Source organism: Sphingomonas sp. PAMC 26621 (assembly GCF_000251145.1).
In the GTDB taxonomy this organism is placed as follows: Bacteria; Pseudomonadota; Alphaproteobacteria; order Sphingomonadales; family Sphingomonadaceae; genus Sphingomonas.
Genome location: NZ_AIDW01000004.1, coordinates 136467 through 157030, shown reverse-complemented (window position 1 = coordinate 157030; position 20564 = coordinate 136467). Strand labels below are relative to the sequence as shown.

The window sequence follows — 20564 nt, the reverse complement described above, 5'->3', positions numbered from 1 at the left end:
GTCCGGCTTAGCCAAGCAGCGCGGCGACATGCCGCGCGATCTGCGCATTCTCCTGCGACGGCACGACCCGCATCGGCACGTCGCCCGCCCAGCGCAACGCGCCGAGGATGGCATCGCGGACGAGCGCGTCATGCTCGCCGATCCCCCCGGTGAAGACGATCAGGTCCGCACCGCCCAGTGTCACCAGCATTCCAGCGATCTGCTTGGCGACCGAGCGGCAGAAGATACGGATCGCGAGCGCGGCCGCGGGCGCGTCGGCGGCATGCAATACGCGCAGGTCCGCCGAAAGCCCGGACAGCCCGAGCAACCCCGAGCGCCGGTCGACCAGCGTTTCGACCGCGTCCGCGTCCATCCCATGTTCGCGCATCAGGTACAGCAACACCCCGGGATCGATGTCCCCGGTGCGTGTCCCCATCACGACCCCGCCCGCCGGGGTCAGCCCCATGCTGGTATCGACTGACCGCCCGCCGCGCACCGCAGTGACGCTCGCGCCATTGCCGAGGTGCGCGATGATCAGCCGGTCTGGCAACGCCTCGCCCAATTGCGCGAGGATCGATTCGCACGACAGGCCGTGGAACCCGTAGCGCCGCACCCCGTCGGCGCGGAACGCGGCAGGGATCGGCAGCGTCGCGGCGATCGCGGGCATGTCCGCGTGAAAGCCGGTATCGAAACACGCCACCTGCACCGCGTCCGGAAAGCGCGCCTGCGCCAGCGCGATCATCGCGAGCGCGGCGGGGCCGTGGAGCGGCGCGAACGCCGCCGCGTGGCGCAATTGCGCGATCACGGCGGGATCGATCACCACCGGCGCGAACAGCGCCGCCCCGCCGTGGACGATCCGGTGGCCGATCGCATCGGGCACGATCGCGCCGATCGTCTCGAACAGCGCGGTGTCCGCGCCGGCATGCTCGACGTCGCCCGAGGCGGTCTCGCGTACCGCGTTGCCCTTCTGGACATAGACCCCGTATTTGACCGAGGACGACCCGCCGTTGAGCGTCAGGATCGTGTGCGTCACCGCGACCAGCGCCAGTCGCGGATCTCGGGCAGGTCTTCGCCATGCTCGGCGATGTAGAGCTTGTGGCGCTCCATCGTCGCCCAATAGCGCTGCGTCTCGGCCTCAACCCGGTCGCGCAACCGCGGAATCCGGACGATCGCGTCGAGCGCGAGCCGGAAGCGGTCGAGATCGTTGAGCACGACCATGTCGAACGGGGTGGTGGTGGTGCCTTCCTCCTTGAACCCGCGGACATGGAAATTGGTGTGGTTGGGCTGGCGATACGCGAGCCGGTGGATCAGCGCGGGATAGCCGTGGAACGCGAAGATCACTGGGACGTCGGCAGTGAACAGCGCGGTAAAGGCGCGGTCGTCGAGACCGTGCGGATGCTCCGATTGCGGCTGGAGCACCATCAGGTCGACCACGTTGACCACCCGGATACGAATGTCGGGGATATATTCGCGGAGCAACTGCACCGCCGCGAGCGTCTCGAGCGTCGGCACGTCGCCCGCGCACGCCATCACCACGTCGGGCGTTGCATCAGGGTCGCTCGCCCACTCCCAGATCCCCGCGCCTGCGGTGCAATGCCGCACCGCCGCGTCGATCCCGAGCCACTGCGCCTCGGGCTGCTTCCCCGCGACGATCACGTTCACATACTGCCGGCTGCGCAGGCAGTGATCCGCCACCGACAACAGGCAGTTCGCGTCGGGCGGCAGATAGATCCGCGCGACGCTCGCGGTCTTGTTCGCGACATGGTCGAGGAAGCCGGGGTCCTGGTGCGACAGGCCATTATGGTCCTGCCGCCAGACATGCGAGGTCAGCAGGTAATTGAGCGAGGCGATTGGCCGCCGCCACGCGATCCGCGACGAGACCTTGAGCCATTTGGCATGCTGGTTGACCATTGAATCGACGATGTGGACGAACGCTTCATAGCAACTGAACAGCCCGTGCCGCCCGGTCAGCAGATACCCCTCGAGCCACCCCTGACAGAGATGTTCGCTCAGCACCTCCATCACCCGCCCGTCGCGGTCGAGATTGGTGTCGACCGGCTCGATCTCCGCCATCCACGCCTTGCCCGACACCTCATAGACCGCCTGCAGGCGGTTCGATGCGGTCTCGTCCGGGCCGAACAGGCGGAAGTTGGTCGACGTCAGGTTGAGCGCCATCACGTCGCGCAGATACCCGCCGAGCACCGCGGTCGCCGCCGCGGTCACCGCGCCCGGCGCGGGCACCGCGACCGCGGACGCGCGGAAATCGGGAAGCGCGAGCGGAACGAGCAGCTCGCCGCCATTGGCGTGCGGGTTCGACCCCATCCGGCGATGCCCGGTCGGCGCGAGCGAGGCGTACTCCTCGCGGAACTTGCCGTTCGCGTCGAACAGCGCGTGCGCGTCATAGCTTTGCAGCCACGTGTCGAGCTGGACGAGATGCTCGGGATTCTTGAAATCCGCGATCGGCACCTGATGCGCGCGCCAGGTTCCCTCGACCGGCTTGCCGTCGACCTCCTTCGGCCCGGTCCAGCCCTTGGGCGTCTTGAGCACGATCATCGGCCAGCGCGGACGCCCGGCGTCGTCCGCTCCGCTGCGCGCGATCCGCTGGATCTCCGCGATCCGCGCCAGCACCGCATCCAGCGTGGCGGCGAGCAACTGGTGGACCGTCTCGGGGTCATCGCCCTCGACGAACCACGGTTCGTGGCCATAGCCGTGCAGCAGATCGGTCAGCTCGTCGCGCCCGATCCGTGCGAGCACGGTCGGGTTGGCGATCTTGAAGCCGTTGAGATGGAGGATCGGCAGCACCGCACCATCGCGCGCGGGATTGAGGAACTTGTTGCTGTGCCAGCTCGTCGCCAGCGCGCCCGTCTCCGCCTCGCCGTCGCCGACGACGCAGGCGACGATCAGGTCCGGATTATCGAACGCCGCGCCATAAGCGTGCGCGAGCGAATAGCCGAGCTCGCCGCCTTCGTGGATCGACCCCGGCGTCTCGGGCGCGACATGGCTCGGAATGCCGCCCGGCCAGGAGAATTGGCGGAACAACCGGTCCATCCCGCCACGGCTCCGCTCGATCGCGGGATAGCGCTCGGTGTACGAGCCTTCGAGATAGGTATTGGCGACGATCCCGGGGCCGCCGTGTCCGGGGCCGACGATCAGGATCATGTCGAGATCGCGCTCCACGATCACGCGGTTGAGATGGACGTAGAGCAGGTTGAGCCCCGGCGTGGTCCCCCAATGCCCGAGCAGCCGCGTCTTCACGTCAGCGAGCGTAAGCGGCGTGTCGAGCAACGGATTCGCGCGCAGGTAGATCTGCCCGACCGATAGGTAGTTCGCGGCGCGCCAATAGCCGTGCATCCGGCGCAGCAGATCGGGTGACAACGGCGCATCGGCCGACGGGACCGGAGCGATGGGATCGGTCATACGGGTTCCTGTCGATGGCTGTCCCGATGCCATGCGCGCTTCCGCGACGCGGCGTCACTTGAGGAAAGTACGTAGCCGCGCCGCGCATTCCCTTCGTGCACGCGCTGCCCTAGGGACTGGAAATGCCCGCGCAATTCCCCTGGCAATTCGGCTCCGTGCTGCCGTGGCTCGACCTGTTCGGGATCGCCGTCTTCGCGATCACCGGCGCGCTCGCCGCGATCCGGCACCGGCAGACGCTCGTCACCGCGACCTTCTTCGCGCTCATTACCGGGACCGGCGGCGGATCGGTGCGCGACCTGCTGATCGGCGCGCCGGTGTTCTGGGTGCACGACCGGCTCGTCGCGGGGACGTGCCTCGCGGTCGCGGTGCTGGTGTGGACGACCCCGCAACGCTGGTGGAAGGGCACCGCGCTCGACTGGCTCGATGCGGTCGGGCTGGCGGCCTATGCGGTGTTCGGCGCGGCGAAGGCGCTCGCGTTCGGCATTCCACCGGTGCCCGCCGCCTTGATGGGCGTGGTGACGGCGTGCGTCGGCGGGATCATCCGCGACGTCCTTGCGGGCGAACCGTCGATCCTGATGCGGCCGGAATTGTATGTGACGGCAGCGGCGTTGGCGGCGGGATCATATGTGGTGCTGGTGACGCTCGGGGTCTCCCCCAACCTCGCCGCGCCCGTCGCGGCGGCGTGCGGCTTCGCGCTGCGGGCCGCGGCGATCCAGTTCAAACTGGCGTTGCCCGCCTACGGCAAGGCCCGCGAATAAACCCCGATCGTCCGGGCGGAGGGACAAGGGAACCCTCGTAACCGGCCGCGCGCTTACCTATTTCCCTATCTGGCGCTTCCATCAGAACAGAAGTAGAACTCGCTCTTATGCTGACTCATATTTCCGTGCGCGGCGCGCGCGAGCACAATCTCAAGGACGTGTCGGTCGATATCCCGCGCGATACGCTGACGGTCATCACCGGCCTGTCGGGGAGCGGCAAGTCGAGCCTCGCGTTCGACACGATCTACGCCGAGGGCCAGCGCCGCTACGTCGAATCGCTCAGCGCCTACGCCCGCCAGTTCCTCGAACTGATGCAGAAGCCCGACGTCGATCATATCGAGGGCCTGTCGCCTGCGATCAGCATCGAGCAGAAGACCACCAGCCGCAACCCGCGCTCGACCGTCGCGACCGTCACCGAGATCTACGATTACATGCGCCTGCTGTGGGCGCGCGTCGGCATCCCCTATTCCCCCGCGACCGGCGAGCCGATCGCCGCGCAAACCGTCAGCCAGATGGTCGACCGCGTGATGGCGCTCCCAGAAGGAACGCGGCTCTATCTGCTCGCCCCCGTCGTACGCGGGCGCAAGGGCGAGTATAAGAAGGAGCTGCTCGAATGGCAGAAAGCGGGCTTCACCCGCGTCCGCATCGACGGCGAGATTTACGAGATCGACGAAGCCCCCGCGATCGACAAGAAGTTCAAGCACGACCTCGAGGTCGTGGTCGACCGCCTCGTCATCGGTCCCGACATCTCGACGCGCCTCGCCGAAAGCTTCGAGGCCGCGCTGAAGCTCGCCGACGGGCTCGCTTATGTCGACCCCGCCGATCCGGTCGAGGTCCATACCCCCAAGCAGGAAGTGCTCGGCGACAACGCGCCCCCCGGCCGCATCGTGTTCAGCGAGAAGTTCGCCTGCCCGATCTCGGGCTTCACGATCGCCGAGATCGAACCGCGGCTGTTCTCGTTCAACGCCCCCCAGGGCGCCTGCCCCGCGTGCGACGGGCTCGGCGAGAAACTGCTGTTCGACGAGGATCTCGTCGTCCCCAACCATGCGCTCAGCATCAAGAAGGGCGCCGTCGTCCCCTGGGCCAAGTCCAACCCCCCGTCGCCCTATTACATGCAGGTCCTCGGCAGCCTCGCGCGCGAATTCGACTTCAGCCTCGAAACCCCCTGGGAAGACCTGCCGGACGAGGCGCAGCGCACGATCCTGCACGGCACCAAGGGCAAGCCCGTCACGCTGACCTTCATCGACGGCAAGAAGTCGTACGACGTCAAGAAGCCGTTCGAAGGCGTCATCGGCAACCTCAACCGCCGCATGCTCTCGACCGAGAGCGCGTGGATGCGCGAGGAACTGAACAAGTACCAGAGCGCCGCCCCGTGCGAGGTCTGCCACGGCGGCCGCCTCAAGCCCGAGGCGCTCGCGGTCAAGATCGGGATGCGCGACATCTCGAGCGTCACGCGCCTGTCGGTCGTCGATGCGCTCACATGGTTCGAGCAGGTCCCCGCCTCGCTCAGCGACCAGCAGCGCGCGATCGCCGAGCGGATTCTCAAGGAAATCCTCGAGCGCCTCGGCTTCCTCAACAACGTCGGGCTCGACTATCTCAACCTCGATCGCACCTCGGGCACGCTGTCGGGCGGCGAGTCACAGCGCATCCGCCTCGCGTCGCAGATCGGCAGCGGGCTGTCGGGCGTGCTCTACGTGCTCGATGAGCCGTCGATCGGGCTTCACCAGCGCGACAACGACATGCTGCTCAAGACGCTGCGCCGCCTGCGCGATCTCGGCAACACCGTGCTGGTGGTCGAGCATGACGAGGATGCGATCCGCACCGCCGATTATGTGATCGACATGGGGCCGGGCGCGGGCGTGCGCGGCGGGCATATCGTCGCGCAAGGCACGTTCGAGGAAGTCCTCGCCAACGAGAACAGCATCACCGCGGATTATCTGTCGGGCCGGCGCGAGGTCGCGGTGCCCAAGACCCGCCGCAAGGGCAATGGCAAGAAGATCACCGTCCACAACGCCACCGCCAACAACCTCAAGGGCGTCACGGCAAGCCTCCCGCTCGGAACCTTCACCTGCATCACCGGGGTCAGCGGCAGCGGCAAGTCGAGCTTCACGATCGACACGCTGTTCGCCGCCGCATCGCGCACCTTGAACGGCGCGCGGATCGTCCAGGGCAAGCACGACAAGATCACGGGCTTGCAATATCTCGACAAGGTCATCGACATCGACCAGTCGCCGATCGGCCGCACCCCGCGCTCCAACCCCGCGACCTATACCGGCAGCTTCACCCAGATCCGCGACTGGTTCGCCGGGCTCCCGGAATCGCTCGCGCGCGGCTACAAGCCCGGGCGGTTCAGCTTCAACGTCAAGGGCGGGCGCTGCGAGGCGTGCCAGGGCGACGGGCTGCTCAAGATCGAGATGCACTTCCTCCCCGACGTCTATGTGACGTGCGACGTCTGCCACGGCGAACGCTACAATCGCGAGACGCTCGAGGTGAAGTTCAAGGGCAAGAGCATCGCCGACGTGCTCGACATGACGGTCGAGGATGCGGTCGACTTCTTCAAGGCGGTCCCGCCGATCCGCGACAAGATGGCGATGCTCGAGGAAGTGGGCCTCGGCTACGTCAAGGTCGGCCAGCAGGCGACGACGCTGTCGGGCGGCGAGGCGCAGCGCGTCAAGCTCGCCAAGGAACTGTCGCGCCGCGCGACGGGGCAGACGCTGTACATCCTCGACGAACCGACGACGGGGCTGCATTTCGAGGACGTGCGCAAGCTCCTCGAAGTGCTCCACCAGTTGGTCGAGCAGGGGAATACGGTCGTCGTGATCGAGCACAATCTCGACGTGATCAAGACCGCGGACTGGGTGCTGGATCTTGGGCCTGAGGGCGGGGTCAAGGGCGGCGAGATCGTCGCGCAGGGGACGCCGGAGGTTGTGGCTAAGGCTAAGGGGAGCTTTACTGGGAAGTATCTGGCGCCGTTGTTGGGGAAAGTACGCTCATAATTATTTGCGGCATGTGTCAATTTATATCTGAAATGGAACATCGATAAGGCTTTAGCTGATTATGGAGCATCAAATTCGTTTTCATTGATTGATAACGGTTGAACGTTACCAGCGGGAACGGTGTAAAGAGTGTATGATATATGCATTCTCTTTATAATCGTTTCGAGATAATTGCTTTCTGTGATCGTTTGCAGCTGTTCTTGGTCAGGAAACTCCCCCGCCGCAGATAGTTCAACAAACGATTTGCAGCTTTTTGCAAGGTCGCCCCCAAGTGCGTACTGAATTCTAAATCGCCCATCTGGTATACCAAGCATTACCGCCTGATCGTTCTTGCCTATGAACATTGAAGCAAAGAGTTTACCGGAGAGCGCGTTTCGCACGTTCACGATAGCGCCACCACCGGAACCATTATCAATAGTCAAAGTGTGACCTTTACGGCGCAGGCGACTAGCCCCAATCAGAATTTTACCATTTTGTGGCATTCTTTTACACAATTGCGCGGGCTTCGGCACCATAGCAACGGAGGTGTCTTTAGTTGTTCCTAACGATGGTGGAACAACCTCGGTGGGCAAAGCACTGTAAAGTGGGGCTGACGATGAAGTAATCGGTAGGCTGCTACTGCTATGAATATCTTTGTTGTATATAAAGAATGTTAGGGTCAGAATTGCAGGAACAACAGATAACGCCCCCAGCTTTAGGCTAATCGCTGAAGGTTTTAGCACCCAAGGGTTCTTGAGTTTGACAGATGGCTTGAATCCTGCCGCCATCAGTACGCTCGCTAGATTAATCGCATCAGAGCGAACCGCCTCGTTTGGTGATTTGGCTAGCCGTTCTGTTAAGCCGTACGAAATAGCAATACTTCCAATTGCAGCAAATGCTTGAGCGTTATGCCAGAGAAGCGTATCTTCCACTTTACGGTCATAATGCCCTCCGAAGGCATCTTTTACTCCCTCAACCACGGTTAGAATTGGGCCCCACGGCAGACCTCACCACCCTAACGCGGCGGTATATAGACATGCACGCAGACTTTCCTTTTCCGCGCAAGAATAACAAAATACTTTCTGAATAGGAGTTCTTTTAGTTACTAGGATAAAACTAGAAACTTTCCAGAATGTTATATGCCTTGGTTGAGCCGTGATTTGGCAACATACTTCGCATTTTGATGGCTTAAGGCTTTTAGCGTTTGGCTTCGGATTTTCGCTATTTTTATCAAAGTTTTGCTCAACATTTACGTTTTGACGATCATAATGCGCTCGCTTTTGGAAATCACGTAAGACATTGTACGCTTCAGATATTTTTCTGAAATTATCCCCTCCATCCGTTTTCGAATTAACATCCGGATGGCTGCGCTTTTCCAAGTGACGAAAGGCTGCTCTTATTTCATCTGCAGATGCTGTATGGTTTAATCCTAACGCAGCATAATATCCGCTTCTATCCATAACCATGCTCGTCACCCCCGTATTCGAGCTAAAAACGGCCATTGCTAGATATTGTTACGGACAGTCAAGCTATCACCCTTGGGCCGAGATAACCCTGCGCCGCGTGGATAACCGCCCCGCCGCGTCGGCGACACGATCGCCATCCGCTTTCCGACGTTGACGCTTCCCCGGCGCAGGCCGGGGCCCAGTCGAGGAACGATTGGGGCATTGCACAGCGCCCGACTTCCGAACCCTGCGCGACTGGGCCCCGGCCTGCGCCGGGGAAGGGCTAAGAGGAGCAGGGTGAGGAGCGGGCCAGCGCCTCGCGCTCAGTAGACAAGCACCCGGTCCCGATCGATCTCGGCCTGCATCCTTGCCGAGCGCGCAGGCTCGACGACCAGATCGACCTTCGCGTCGAGCATCCGCGACACCTGCTCGCCCAACGCAGCGAAGCGAAACAGGTCGAACCCTGCCGCCGCATCCAGGGTCACCGCCAGATCGACATCGGACGCCTCGGACGCCTCGTCCCGCGCGACCGATCCGAGCAGCGAGACATGCTGCACCCCCAGGGCGGTCAGCCCGGCCTCGTTGCGCTTCACCCGGCTGATGATCGTCGCGCGGTTCATGGCTGGTTCGCCGAGCAGGACAGCGCGGCCCGGACGTCCGCCTTGACCAGATAGTGGAAATCCTCGAGGACCTCCGCCGTGCCCACGCCACCCGCGAGCATTTCGAGCACATCGGTCCCGCGCACGCGCGTTCCCGCGATGATGGGTCGCCCGCCGCAAGGGGCAGGGTCCACGATGATACGGGGAAAGCCGGGTAGCTTCATCCGCCAAGGGTGCGATCATAACGCCGGACGGTCAAGATCGCCGACGCCCCTTCCCCGCAACAGCGATCGTGCGCCCCGCTGTCCTACAGGCCCCCGAAAGCCTAAGCTCCCGCCCGCTCTTTGACAGCACCGCACCCCAAGGTTTCGCCCGACCCGCCGGGCGATCCGCACCCCGCGTCCGCCCGACGCCCTACCCTTCCGAAGCGCCCGCCGCCCCCGTCGCCAGCAGCGACCGCCGCCGCGAATAGCCGAAGTACAGCGCCGCCGCCCCGCCCAGCCACACCGCGAACAGCAGATACGTGTCCTTCGGCAACCCCGCGATCAGATACAGGCAGAAGGCGGCGCTCGCGATCGGCAGAACAGGGTATAAGGGCACGCGGTAGCCGCGCGGCAGGTCCGGGCGGCTGCGGCGGAGCAGGATCACGCCGATCGATACCGAGGCGAAGGCGATCAGCGTCCCCATGCTCGTCAAATTGACCAGCACGTCGAGCGGCACCAGCGCGGCGAGCAGCGCGACCCCGCCCGCGACCACCCAGGTGTTCTGCCGCGGCACCTGCCGCACCGGGTCGACCCGGCGGAAGAAGGCGGGGAGCAGCCCGTCGCGGCTCATCGCATACAGGATCCGCGTCTGGCCGTAGAGCACCACTAGGGTCACGCTGAAGATCGACGCGATCGCGCCGAGCGACAGCGCGAGCGCGGGCCACGCCGCCCCGGTCAGCGTGTGGAGGATCACCGCGAGCCCCGCCTCCTGGCCCTTGAACGCGGTCCACGGCTGCGCGCCGACCGCGGCGACCGCGACGAGGATATAGGCGGCGGTGACGATCAGCAGCGACAGGATGATCGCGAGCGGCAGGTTGCGGCGCGGATTGTCGACCTCCTCGCCCGCGGTCGAGACCGCGTCGATCCCGATGTAGGAGAAGAAGATCGACGACGCCGCCGAGCCGATCCCGATCAGCCCCTTCGGCGCGAACGGATGGAGATTATCGGTATTGAAATGCGCGAAAGCGACGCAGACGAACAGCAAAAGCACCGCAAGCTTGAGCAGAACCAGCACCGCATTGACGCTGGTCGACTCCTTTGCGCCGCGCAGCAGCAGCGTCAGGCACAGGCCGACGAGCACGACCGCGGGCAGGTTGACCACCCCGCCCGCCCCCGGCGGCCGCGCGATCGCATCGGGAATTCGCCAGCCGGTGGTGAGGCTTAGCGCCTCGTTGAGATACTGCCCCCACCCCACCGCGATCGCCGAGGCCGACACGCCATATTCGAGCAACAGGCACGCGCCGATCAGGAAGGCGGCCAATTCTCCCATGGTTGCATAGGCATAAGAGTAAGAAGACCCCGCCACCGGCACCGCCGACGCCAGTTCGGCATAGCACAGCGCGGTCAGCGCTGCGGTGATCCCGGCGATGACGAACGACACGCTCACCGCCGGCCCCGCCTCGGGCACCGCAGTGGTGAGCGCGACGAAGATCCCGGTGCCTATGGTGGCGCCGACGCCTAGCATGGTCAGCTGAAACAACCCGAACTTGCGCCCGAGGCCGTGGCTATGCCCTTCTCCGGCCACGACGAAGTCGGCGACGGGCTTGCAGCGGAACAGCGTCGTCCACAGGGTCGGTCTGGTCGTCAAGGCGGCGGTCCTTCCTGGCCGGGTCATGGGCCCAAGCCGCTCGCATAGGGCCGTTTCCCCCGCCGCGAAAGCACGCGACCACCCGTCCCACAGAAGCGCTTCCCCGGCGAAGGCCGGGGCCCAGGAGCGAGACGCCGAAGGTGAGGACCGCGCTTCGTTACCTCGGCCATCCCGACTGGGCCCCGGCCTCCGCCGGGGAAGCGGTTTCTGGATCGAAGCGCTTCCCCTCGCTACCCCCGCTTCGCCGCGATATAGCGGTTCACCGCTCATCCAGCACGTCGAGCGGTAGCGACCCCTGGCTCAGCACCGCCTCGTGGAAATCGCGAATATCGAACCGCGGCCCAAGCGCCTTCTCCGCACGTTTGCGCAGTTCGGTGATCTTGAGCTGCCCGACCATGTAGCTGGTCGCCTGCCCGGGCCAGTTGAAATAGCGGTCGACCTCGCGCGCGATGTCCTTGTCCGACACCGAACTGTTCGCCTTGAAATAGGCGATCGCCTGCTCGCGGGTCCAGTGCTTGGAATGGATGCCGGTATCGAGCACCAGCCGGATCGCGCGCCATACCTGCAGCGACAGCATCCCGAAGCGGGAATACGGATCCTTATAAACCCCCATCTCGTCCGCGAGCCGTTCCGAATACAAGCCCCAGCCCTCGCCGTAAGCCCCATAGAAGCCGAACTTGCGGAACTTGGGCAGGTCGGTCAGCGCCTGCTGCCGCGCGAGCTGGAAATGGTGGCCGGGCGCGCCCTCATGCGCGGCGATACCGGCGACCTGGACCTTTTGCGTCTGGTTCATGTCGACCAGGTTGACGTAATAGATGCCGGGGCGCGATCCATCCGCCGAGGGCGGGTTGTAGAAGGCGGTCGACGCGGTCCCCTCGCGCCATTTCTCGACCGCGCGCACCTCGAGCGGGATCTTGGGCAACACCCGGAAATAGCGCGGCGCGGCGACCATCACCGACGCGATCACCGCGCGCGCATCGCCCAGATAGGCATCGCGCCCCGCCTGCGTGTTGGGATATTTGAACTGCGGGTCGGTGCGGATCTTGGTGAAGAACTGTTCGAGCGTGCCGGTGAAGCCGACCTGGCGCTTGATCGCTTCCATCTCCTGCCGGATCGACGCGACCTGCCGCAGCCCGAGGTCATGGACCTGGTCGGGCGTGAGGGTGGTGGTCGTCGCGTTCTTGAGCTGGTCGGCATAATAAGCCGCGCCGTCGGGCAGGTGCCACGCGCCGTAATTGCCCGTCGACAACGGCTCGACCGCGTCGAGCGCGGCGAACAACGTGCCATAGCCGCGGCGGAACGGGCCGGTGAGCGCCGCCTGGGCGTCCGCCACCAACGTCGCCTTGGTCGCGGCGGGCGCGTCGAGCGCGCCGACCTTCTTGCGGAAGTCCGCGAGCAACGACGAATCCGCCCCGCCGTCGAACGGCGCACCGGTGATGACCGCGTGCGCATCGGCGCGCGCGGGGGCGAAATTGACCTTGTTGGGGATAATGCCGGCCGCCGCCTGCGACCGCATCGTCGCGGCGACCTCGGTCATCACCCGCTCGGTATCGCGCAGCCGCGCGATATAGGCGCGCGCGTCGGCGACCGTGTCGATCTTGTGGTTGTTGATCAGCATCACCGGAATATCGCCCGCCGGGCTTCCGTTGGTCGAAACCGGAAAGCGCAACGTGCGAAACCGGAACGAGTCCCGGTCGCGCGCAACGCGATCCTCGAACAATCGGTAGCTGACCCGCGCATTCTCGCCGAGTTGCTCGGGGCGGAACCGCGCGTGCAGCGCCTTCAGCTGTTGTTCTTCGAGCGCCTGTGCACGCACCGTCGCCGCATCGGTATAATCGTCGAGCCGGTCATAGTCGGTCTTGAGCCCGAGCTCGGTCTGCCGTTCCGGGCTGAGCGCGACCTGCGCGTCAAACGCGCGATCGAGAAATTGCAGCAGGGCCGCGTCCTGCGAAGGGGCCTGCGCCGTCTGGAGCGGGACCGGGGCATTTGCCTGGAGGAGGGGCACGACCGGCAACACGATCAGGGCGAAGGCAAGACGCATCGAATTCTCCTTGGAAAGCCCGCTTGTCGCGCGCACGCTGAAACAACGCAATCGCGCCCGGCAAATTCGCAGTCCGTCGTGCGATGGGCATCCAAGTCGATGGCGGATTGCAACCACTTCTCCCGCCTGTTTCGTGCCGGGGTCGAACCGTCGAAATCACGAATGTGCTTGCACCCGCGTGCATGCTGCCAGACGACCGCGAGGTGTCGACGATACAAACGTTCGCACACCCTATATACAGCGGGTCCGGACATTCGGTGCGCATCGTTCGAGGTTGGATTGTTCCAGAAACTGTTTCGTCGCGTCTCCGCCAACATCGCCCCCCGCGACTTCTCGGGCCCCGAAGGCCAGCGCGTCTATGCCGTCGGCGATATCCACGGGCGGCTGGATCTGCTCGAGGATCTGCTTGCGCAGATTGCGGACGATATCGCGCACCATCCCGTCGAAACGATCGGACTGGTGTTCCTCGGCGACCTGATCGACCGCGGCGCGGATTCGGCGGGCGTCATCGAACGGCTGCGCACCCTTCAGCATTTTCCGGCGAAAGCGCTGTTCCTGCTCGGCAATCACGAAGAGATCCTGTTGCGCGTGCTCGCGGGTGAGCCGGGGCTGGCCTATGACTGGCTCGGTTTTGGCGGCGATGCCTGTGCCGAAAGCTATGGCGTCTCCCCCTCGGCGTTGACCGGGATGAGCGAGGCGCAGATCGCCGAAGTGCTGACCGCCGCGATTCCGCCCGAGCATGTGACGTTCCTGAAGACGTTCGGAGACACCTTCCGCTTCGGCGATTACCTGTTCGTCCATGCCGGGATCCGCCCCGGCGTGCCGATCGAGGCGCAGCAACCGCGGGACCTGCGCTGGATCCGCGCCCCGTTCCTGACCGACGCGAACGACCACGGATTCCTCGTGGTGCACGGCCACACGATCAGCGACGGGGTCGAACGGCGCGCCAACCGGATCGGGATCGATACCGGTGCGTATCGCACCGACGTGTTGACCGCGATCGTCGTCGAGCAAAGCATGATCCGCTTCCTGCAGACGAGCTGATGCCTTTTCCCGCGGCGATCCAGATACGCCTCCCCAAGCGATAGTCTGCGGGTCCTCGCGCCAACTATCGGGCGCAGGCACGTCCTCAAGCACACGCACACCGACACTGTAGCGATTGTCGAGATATCATCCGCCCACCATCGCGCTTGCCGATCCACCCCGTCCTTCTCTACGAGGCGGCACCAACAGGAGTGATCGCATGCGGATTCTCGTCACCGGTGTCGCCGGATTCATCGGCTGCCACGTCGCGCGCGTCCTGCTGGCGCGCGGTGATACCGTGTTCGGGATCGACAACCTCAACGCTTATTACGACGTCTCGCTGAAACACGCCCGCCTTGCGCTGCTCGCGGAGGCGGGCGACGCGTTCACCTTCGCACAGGTCGATTTCTCCGACCATGAGGCGCTCGACACCGCACTCGACGGTCAGGCGTTCGACCGGATCGTCCACCTCGGCGCGCAGGCGGGCGTCCGCTACTCGATCGAGAACCCGCGCGCCTATCTCCAGTCGAACCTCGCGGGGCATCTCAACCTGCTCGAGGTCGCGCGGCATCGTACGGTCGAGCATATGGTCTACGCCTCGTCGTCCTCGGTCTATGGCGGGAACGACACGCTGCCATTCCGCGTCGAGGATCGGGTCGATCACCCGCTGTCGCTGTATGCGGCGACCAAGAAAGCGGACGAACTGATGAGCGAGACCTACGCGCATCTGTTTCGCCTGCCGCAGACGGGTCTGCGCTTCTTTACCGTCTATGGCCCCTGGGGCCGCCCCGACATGGCGATGTGGCTGTTCACCAAGGCGATCTACGAAGGTCGCCCGATCAATGTCTTCGGCGAGGGGCGGATGCGCCGCGACTTCACCTATATCGACGACATCGTTGCCGGGATCATCGCCTGCCTCGATTCGCCGCCCGCTGACGACGGGACGGTCAAGGCCGGCGGCAGCATCAGCCCGCACCGGATCTACAATATCGGCAACAGTCGCTCGGAAGACCTCGGCGAGATGATCGCATTGATCGAGCAGGCGTGCGGAAAGACGGCGACGCGCAACCTCCTGCCGATGCAACCGGGCGACGTGCGTGACACCTTTGCCGACATCAGCGCGATCCACCGCGATCTGGGCTACGAACCCCGCACCACCATTGCGGAAGGCGTCCCCCGCTTTGTCGACTGGTATCGCGACTATCACGGGCTTTGACCGGCCCGGAACTGGTCCCGCGCTGCGCCATGGTCTGCACGGAACCCGGCCCGACGTTCGGCAGTAACAGCTCCATCGTCCGCAAGACGAAAACCGGAACGCACGCGTTGTATCGCTCCAGTGGCGCGACCTGCGCAAGAGCGGCCAGCACCGCGTGCCCACCACAATTCCAGGACGGTTTGGTCGGCCAGGGTCGACAAGCCACGGCCCCCTTCGCTAGCGTCCGCCCATCCCGAAAGGACTGAACATGCGTCGTACGTTCCTGCTTGCCACTGTTGCCGCCGTGATCGGCACTGCTCCTGCCGAGGCCGCCAATCCGTTCGCGCAACGCAGCACCCTGCCCTATCAGGCGCCGCCGTTCGACAAGATCCAGGATGGCGATTATCAGCCGGCGATCGAGCAGGGGATCGCCGAAAGCCTCGCCGAAGTGCGCGCCATCGCCGATAATCCCGCGGCGCCGACCTTCGACAACACGATCCTCGCGATGGAACGCCAGGGGCAAATGCTGGCGCGCGCCCAATCGGCCTTCGGGCAGGTGACGCAGGCGAACACCAATCCGGCGCTGCAAGCCGCGCAGGCGGCGCTCGCCCCCAAGCTCGCAGCCTATGGCGACACGATCTACCTCGACCCGAAGCTGTTTGCGCGCGTGAAAACGCTGTACGATCGCAAGGCGTCGTTGAAGCTGGATGCCGAACAGGCGATGCTGGTCGAGGACTATTACAAGACGTTCGTCCGCGCCGGCGCGCAACTTTCCGCTGCCGACCAGACTACGCTGCGCGACCTCAACAAGCAGATTTCGACCGCCGGCATCGCCTTCCGCCAGCGGCTGCTTGCCGCCACCAAGGCGGGGGCGCTGGTGCTTGACGATCCGGCGAAGCTGGCCGGAATGTCGGCAGGCGAGGTCCAGTCCGCCGCGCGCGACGCCGCCGACCGCAAGCTGCCGGGCAAGTATCTGCTGTCGCTCCAGAACACGACCGGCCAGCCGGCGCTCGAGTCCCTCACCGACCGCACGACGCGCAAGGCGCTGTTCGACCAGAGCTGGACGCGCGCAGAAAAGGGCGACGCTACTGATACCCGCGCGGCGATCCTGCAACTCATCGCGCTGCGGACCCGCAAGGCCAATCTGCTCGGCTTCAAGACCTGGGCGGACTATTCGCTGGCGGAGCAGATGGCCAAGACCGCCGACACCGCGCGCGGCTTCCTCAACGCGCTCGACGCCCCCGTCGCCGCCGCGCAGGCGGTGCAGGTCGGCGAGCTTCAGCAGGCGATCGATGCGGACAAGGGCGGTTTCAAGCTCGAACCCTGGGATTGGGCGTTGTACGCGGAAAAGGTCCGCAAGGCGAAGTTCGACCTCCATCTCAACGAGACCAAGCCATATCTCGAGATCTGGAACGTGCTCGAGAACGGCGTCTTCTATGCCGCCACGCAACTGTACGGGGTAACGTTCAAGCGGCGGACCGACATCCCGACCTATCATCCCGACATTCGTGTGTACGAGGTGTTCGAGGAAAGCGGGAAGCCGCTGGGGCTCGCCTATTTCGACTATTGGAAGCGCGACAACAAGTCGGGCGGCGCGTGGATGAACATCTTCGTCCGCCAGGCGAAGATCTTCGGGACCAGGCCGGTCATCTCCAACACCGCCAATTTTACCAAGCCCGCGGACGGCCAGCCCGGGCTGGTGACGTTCTCGGACGTGCGGACGATGTTCCATGAATTCGGCCACGGCTTGCACGGTTTGTTCGCAAACCAGACCTATCCGACGCTGTCGGGCACCGCTGTGGCGCGCGATTTCGTCGAATTCCCGTCGCAGTTCAACGAGCATTGGGCGCTCGAACCGCGCGTGCTCGCGCATTACGCGCATCATTATCAGACCGGCGCAGCGATGCCGCAGGTGCTGGTCGACAAGATCAAGCGCGCCGAGACGTTCAACCAGGGATACAGCTTCGGCGAGACGCTCGCGGCGGCGCAACTCGACATGGCGTGGCACTCGGTCCCGGCAGCCGCGGTGCCGACCGACGTCGACGCGTTCGAGGCGAAGGCGCTGAGCGAGACCGGGCTGGATGCCGCGCACGTCCCGCCACGCTACCGCACGAGCTACTTCGCGCACATCTGGGGCTCGGGCTATGCCGCGGGCTATTACGCCTATCTATGGACCGACATGATCCAGCAGAACGTCTACGACTGGTTCGAGCAGCACGGCGGGATGACACGCGCGAACGGGCAGCGCTTCCGCGACCTGATCCTGTCGCGCGGGCATACCCAGGATTACACCGTCATGTTCCGCGCCATGACCGGCCACGACCCGCAAGTCGCCCCGCTCCTGCGCAAGCACGGACTGAACCCGGCGAAATCGTAACGGAGCGGCACGGCACCGCGCGCAACCCGCGCAGTGCCGTGCCGTGCCGTGCCGCTTAGAAGCGCGTCGAGATTCCCGTATAGAGCTGCAGCCCGGGGGTTTCGCGGTTGAGGCCGATATAGGCCGAGGCGTCCAGCTGGAGCGTCTTGGTAAGCTGGTAGGCCGCTGCGAAATCCACCGAATATTGCTGCGTATTCATGCGCGGCTCGAAGCTCTCCTTGGTCCACAGTTCGGCGTAGACCGTCGCTTTCTTGCCGACCGGGTGCGCCAGGTTGATCAGGTTGGCGAGTTCGACATGATTGCCATTCCCCATCGACTGGTCAGCGGAAATGTCGAGTTCCGGACTGGTGGTCAGCGTGAAGTCGAAGGGGAGCGGGATGTTCACCGGGACGACCGCCCCACCCTCCCAATGCCCGTTGCCGCGTGTCGACCCGGCGGTCGGCGCCTTGACGAATCCGACCAGCGCGACCTGGGTCTTCGACTTGTCGACGGTCAGTTTCTGTTTCGCGCGGAGATACAGGTCCCCGATCCCGCGATCGGTGGTGACCGAACCGTCGTCCATCCGCATGCGCACCGATTCATACGGGACGAAGTTGACTTCGACGTCGGTGTGCCTGCCTACGCCGTATTTCAGCGTGGGGTTCGTGAACAGGACGGTATCGGTCCGCACGCCGTCCGAGGTCTCGCGCGTCCAGTTGACGAGGTCGGTCTCGATCTGAACCGCTCCGGCGGGAACCGTGCAGGTCGTCGTCGCCTTGCTCGGCCGGTCGGTACAGATCGGCGTGGGGTCGGGCGCGACATTCGGCGGCAACGGCCCCGTGCCCTGCGCCGGATCGCCTTTGGCGGCTTCCTGCGCGAGCGCGGGGGCGGCCGATGCCACAAGCATCGTCGCGGCCAGCAAGGCGATTCGTTTCGGTGCAGCATATTTCATGCGCCCGCCCTGCAAAAACCAGCGGCTTCGAGCAAGCACCGACTGCTTGATGCAAATCGGCAGGCCATTGCCGCCGAGCGTCAGGGACTTGCGGAAATGGGCGGAGTTCAGGTCGGACTTTGCCAGAGGTCGCTTCAACCGGAGACCTCAAGCGGCCAACCGTACGGCGTTGCTCTGGGCCGAAGAGCCGATGGCGGAGACGGAGAGATTCGAACTCTCGGTACGGTTTCCCGTACGACGCTTTAGCAAAGCGTTGGTTTCAGCCACTCACCCACGTCTCCAGGTCACGGCGAGGTGGCTCTATAGCCGTGCTGTTCGCTGTGATCAACAGCCGGTTTGCGCATCAACCACCGTGAATTCGACTCGGACTGGCGCGGCGTTCATTGGCGCGTCATATGATCCGGCGCTAGAGATGCGGGACGTTGGGGAGAATGACGATGCGCGTGGGTTGGTTTGCGGTCCCGAAGGCAGGGGCCATGCTCGCTGTCATGCTGGCAACAGCCCCGCTCGCGGCGCAGGTGCGAACGATCGATCCGAACCAGTCGATCGATTCGGATCTCGCACCGGCACAGCCCGCGCGCTCGACCTCGCAGAACCCATCACCACGAGCCCAGTCCCGGCCCGCCCCCGTCCAGGGCGCAACGGAGCCGGTCCAAAACGCCTATCCGCCCAGTTCGGATTCCCCCCCGCCCTACCCGCAGGATACGGAATCGCCAGCCCCGGCTGCAGCGCCGACAGGCTCGCCACGCTATCCCGATCCCCCTGCGAACGATCCCACGACGCCGCCCCAGCAAAGCCCCGCCGACATCGCCGCGCAGGATGGCGCGCGCGCCGGCGCAGATGCCGCCGCGGCACAAGGCGAGACCTTCAAGCAAAGCGAAATCCTCGTCGCCGCCGAGGGCACGTTCGGCAAGGGCGCATCCGGGCTCGCGGGGATCCTCGAGCGCACGCTCAAGGAACAGGGCCAGCCGAACGCCTATATCTCGGGGCGCGAGGCGTCGGGCGCGATCGTCGTCGGGTTGCGCTACGGCAAGGGCACGATGTTCCACAAGGTCGAGGGCCAGCAGCCGGTCTATTGGACCGGCCCGTCGGTCGGCTTCGATCTTGGCGGGGATGCCAACAAGGTGTTCGTGCTGGTCTACAACCTGTATGACTCGGCCGAACTGTTCCACCGTTTCCCGGCAGCCGAGGGCCGCGTCTATTTCGTCGGCGGGTTTGCCGCGACCTATCTACGCCGCGGCAACACCGTGCTGATCCCGATCCGGCTGGGCGTCGGCTGGCGGCAGGGGGTCAATCTCGGCTACATGAAGTTCAACAAGACCTCGAAGTGGTTCCCGTTCTGACGGCGGACCAGGGTCCGTCCAGCGCGCTGCTAACCCGGCAGGTCCTGCGCGCGATCCTGGCGGTGGCGTATCTTGCGGCGGGTGTGCTGCACGTTGCGATCCCCGCGCCGTTCCTGGGAATCACCCCCGCGTGGGTCCCCTTCGCGCCACAGGTGATTCAGGCAACCGGCCTGTGCGAAATCGCGGGTGCGATCGCGTTGTTCGTGCCGCGGCTACGCTGGTGGGCGGGGGTGATGCTCGCGCTCTATGCAGTGTGCGTCTACCCCGCGAACATCAAGCACGCTGCCGATTACATCGCGCACGGCACCGGCGGGCTCAGCCTGTGGTACCATATCCCGCGTCTGGCGTTTCAACCGGTGATCGTCTGGTGGGCGCTGTTCGCCGGGCGAGTGATCGACTGGCCCTTTACCGCTCGAAAGCCCCGCGCATGACCGAACCGACCGACGAGATCCTGATCGACACCCCCGATGGCCCAATGACTTTTGCGGAGTGGAAGAAGAAGCACCCGGTCCAGGTCCCCTCGCGCCGTACCAAGGGCAAGGACCTGCCGGTTAAGGTCAAGCGCTTCACCGACAAGTAGTACGCGCGATCGTTTTTTTGATGGCACCAGCGCGCGTTTCAACCGTTGCG

17 protein-coding genes and 1 tRNA gene are annotated in these 20564 nt (G+C 64.7%); 8 read left to right on the top strand and 10 right to left on the bottom strand.

The features are described from left to right. Positions 1 to 7: 7 nt before the first annotated feature. Positions 8 to 1012, bottom strand: a complete 1005-nt coding sequence (locus RI03_RS02045; protein WP_010214832.1) for an acetate/propionate family kinase — start codon at positions 1010 to 1012, stop codon at positions 8 to 10. Further along, the gene (locus RI03_RS02040) at positions 1009 to 3396 is read right to left on the bottom strand and encodes a phosphoketolase family protein (RefSeq protein WP_010214829.1); all 2388 of its coding nucleotides are present in this window, start codon (positions 3394 to 3396) and stop codon (positions 1009 to 1011) included. Before RI03_RS02040 ends, RI03_RS02045 begins: the two co-directional genes overlap by 4 nt. Before the next feature lie 122 nt (positions 3397 to 3518). Between RI03_RS02040 and RI03_RS02035 the strand changes: the two genes are divergently transcribed. Together RI03_RS02035 and uvrA are read left to right on the top strand one after the other, a co-directional pair. Beyond that, positions 3519 to 4154, top strand: a complete 636-nt coding sequence (locus tag RI03_RS02035; RefSeq protein ID WP_010161159.1) for a trimeric intracellular cation channel family protein — start codon at positions 3519 to 3521, stop codon at positions 4152 to 4154. Between the two features lie 107 nt (positions 4155 to 4261). Beyond that, the gene (uvrA, locus tag RI03_RS02030) at positions 4262 to 7150 is read left to right on the top strand and encodes an excinuclease ABC subunit UvrA (RefSeq protein WP_010214826.1); all 2889 of its coding nucleotides are present in this window, start codon (positions 4262 to 4264) and stop codon (positions 7148 to 7150) included. Between the two features lie 59 nt (positions 7151 to 7209). Here uvrA and RI03_RS23380 read toward each other — a convergent pair whose 3' ends face one another. The 6 genes from RI03_RS23380 to RI03_RS02010 all read right to left on the bottom strand — a co-directional run bounded on the left by RI03_RS23380 (position 7210) and on the right by RI03_RS02010 (position 13065). Continuing rightward, entirely contained in the window at positions 7210 to 8109 is a 900-nt protein-coding gene (locus RI03_RS23380) for a hypothetical protein (RefSeq protein WP_138995582.1), read from the bottom strand. A gap of 27 nt (positions 8110 to 8136) precedes the next feature. After that, entirely contained in the window at positions 8137 to 8589 is a 453-nt protein-coding gene (locus RI03_RS22505) for a DnaJ domain-containing protein (RefSeq protein WP_170318330.1), read from the bottom strand. A 308-nt stretch (positions 8590 to 8897) separates the two neighbouring features. Further along, the gene (locus tag RI03_RS02025; RefSeq protein ID WP_010214824.1) at positions 8898 to 9194 is read right to left on the bottom strand and encodes a nucleotidyltransferase family protein; all 297 of its coding nucleotides are present in this window, start codon (positions 9192 to 9194) and stop codon (positions 8898 to 8900) included. Beyond that, entirely contained in the window at positions 9191 to 9397 is a 207-nt protein-coding gene (locus RI03_RS25035) for a DUF433 domain-containing protein (RefSeq protein ID WP_026046373.1), read from the bottom strand. Before RI03_RS25035 ends, RI03_RS02025 begins: the two co-directional genes overlap by 4 nt. 190 nt (positions 9398 to 9587) lie before the next feature. Further along, on the bottom strand, positions 9588 to 11024 hold the full coding sequence (locus RI03_RS02015; protein WP_010214821.1) for an APC family permease: 1437 nt from the start codon (positions 11022 to 11024) through the stop codon (positions 9588 to 9590). Positions 11025 to 11283: 259 nt separating this feature from the next. Beyond that, positions 11284 to 13065, bottom strand: coding sequence for a DUF885 domain-containing protein (locus RI03_RS02010; protein ID WP_037514617.1), 1782 nt, complete (start codon positions 13063 to 13065; stop codon positions 11284 to 11286). Positions 13066 to 13344: 279 nt separating this feature from the next. On the opposite strand from RI03_RS02010, the gene RI03_RS02005 reads away from it, so the two are divergent. The 3 genes from RI03_RS02005 to RI03_RS01995 all read left to right on the top strand — a co-directional run bounded on the left by RI03_RS02005 (position 13345) and on the right by RI03_RS01995 (position 17660). Beyond that, on the top strand, positions 13345 to 14109 hold the full coding sequence (locus RI03_RS02005; RefSeq protein WP_010214817.1) for a metallophosphoesterase family protein: 765 nt from the start codon (positions 13345 to 13347) through the stop codon (positions 14107 to 14109). 199 nt (positions 14110 to 14308) lie between these two features. After that, positions 14309 to 15304: a GDP-mannose 4,6-dehydratase gene (locus RI03_RS02000; protein ID WP_010214816.1), complete on the top strand. Its 996-nt coding sequence runs from the start codon at positions 14309 to 14311 to the stop codon at positions 15302 to 15304. A 247-nt stretch (positions 15305 to 15551) separates the two neighbouring features. Then, positions 15552 to 17660: a M3 family metallopeptidase gene (locus RI03_RS01995; RefSeq protein WP_010214815.1), complete on the top strand. Its 2109-nt coding sequence runs from the start codon at positions 15552 to 15554 to the stop codon at positions 17658 to 17660. Between the two features lie 55 nt (positions 17661 to 17715). On the opposite strand, the gene RI03_RS01990 is transcribed toward RI03_RS01995, so the two are convergent. Continuing rightward, positions 17716 to 18729, bottom strand: a complete 1014-nt coding sequence (locus tag RI03_RS01990; protein WP_010214813.1) for a transporter — start codon at positions 18727 to 18729, stop codon at positions 17716 to 17718. A gap of 53 nt (positions 18730 to 18782) precedes the next feature. Then, positions 18783 to 18872 (bottom strand) — tRNA-Ser (locus RI03_RS01985). Positions 18873 to 19022: 150 nt separating this feature from the next. Between RI03_RS01985 and RI03_RS01980 the strand changes: the two genes are divergently transcribed. Genes RI03_RS01980 through RI03_RS23985 form a run of 3 tightly spaced genes read left to right on the top strand, consistent with a single transcriptional unit; the run spans position 19023 to position 20514 of the window. Continuing rightward, positions 19023 to 19934 carry a DUF1134 domain-containing protein gene (locus tag RI03_RS01980; protein ID WP_010214811.1) on the top strand — a complete coding sequence of 304 codons (912 nt, stop codon included), beginning with the start codon at positions 19023 to 19025 and terminating at the stop codon, positions 19932 to 19934. Next, positions 19919 to 20365 (top strand): DoxX family protein, encoded by a 447-nt coding sequence (locus tag RI03_RS01975; protein WP_010214810.1) that lies wholly within the window; start codon positions 19919 to 19921, stop codon positions 20363 to 20365. The genes RI03_RS01980 and RI03_RS01975 overlap by 16 nt, the downstream gene beginning before the upstream one ends. After that, on the top strand, positions 20362 to 20514 hold the full coding sequence (locus tag RI03_RS23985; RefSeq protein ID WP_170318329.1) for a hypothetical protein: 153 nt from the start codon (positions 20362 to 20364) through the stop codon (positions 20512 to 20514). The genes RI03_RS01975 and RI03_RS23985 overlap by 4 nt, the downstream gene beginning before the upstream one ends. Positions 20515 to 20564: the final 50 nt, after the last annotated feature.

What these genes read in the sequence shown, in the direction of transcription:
- RI03_RS02025 (WP_010214824.1), bottom strand. Translation starts at nt 9,194, where the DNA reads ATGAACCGCGCGACGATCATCAGCCGGGTGAAGCGCAACGAGGCCGGG.
- RI03_RS22505 (WP_170318330.1), bottom strand. Translation starts at nt 8,589, where the DNA reads ATGGATAGAAGCGGATATTATGCTGCGTTAGGATTAAACCATACAGCA.
- RI03_RS02040 (WP_010214829.1), bottom strand. Translation starts at nt 3,396, where the DNA reads ATGACCGATCCCATCGCTCCGGTCCCGTCGGCCGATGCGCCGTTGTCA.
- uvrA (WP_010214826.1), top strand. Translation starts at nt 4,262, where the DNA reads ATGCTGACTCATATTTCCGTGCGCGGCGCGCGCGAGCACAATCTCAAG.
- RI03_RS02035 (WP_010161159.1), top strand. Translation starts at nt 3,519, where the DNA reads ATGCCCGCGCAATTCCCCTGGCAATTCGGCTCCGTGCTGCCGTGGCTC.
- RI03_RS02010 (WP_037514617.1), bottom strand. Translation starts at nt 13,065, where the DNA reads ATGCGTCTTGCCTTCGCCCTGATCGTGTTGCCGGTCGTGCCCCTCCTC.
- RI03_RS23985 (WP_170318329.1), top strand. Translation starts at nt 20,362, where the DNA reads ATGACCGAACCGACCGACGAGATCCTGATCGACACCCCCGATGGCCCA.
- RI03_RS01980 (WP_010214811.1), top strand. Translation starts at nt 19,023, where the DNA reads ATGACGATGCGCGTGGGTTGGTTTGCGGTCCCGAAGGCAGGGGCCATG.
- RI03_RS02000 (WP_010214816.1), top strand. Translation starts at nt 14,309, where the DNA reads ATGCGGATTCTCGTCACCGGTGTCGCCGGATTCATCGGCTGCCACGTC.
- RI03_RS25035 (WP_026046373.1), bottom strand. Translation starts at nt 9,397, where the DNA reads ATGAAGCTACCCGGCTTTCCCCGTATCATCGTGGACCCTGCCCCTTGC.
- RI03_RS01995 (WP_010214815.1), top strand. Translation starts at nt 15,552, where the DNA reads ATGCGTCGTACGTTCCTGCTTGCCACTGTTGCCGCCGTGATCGGCACT.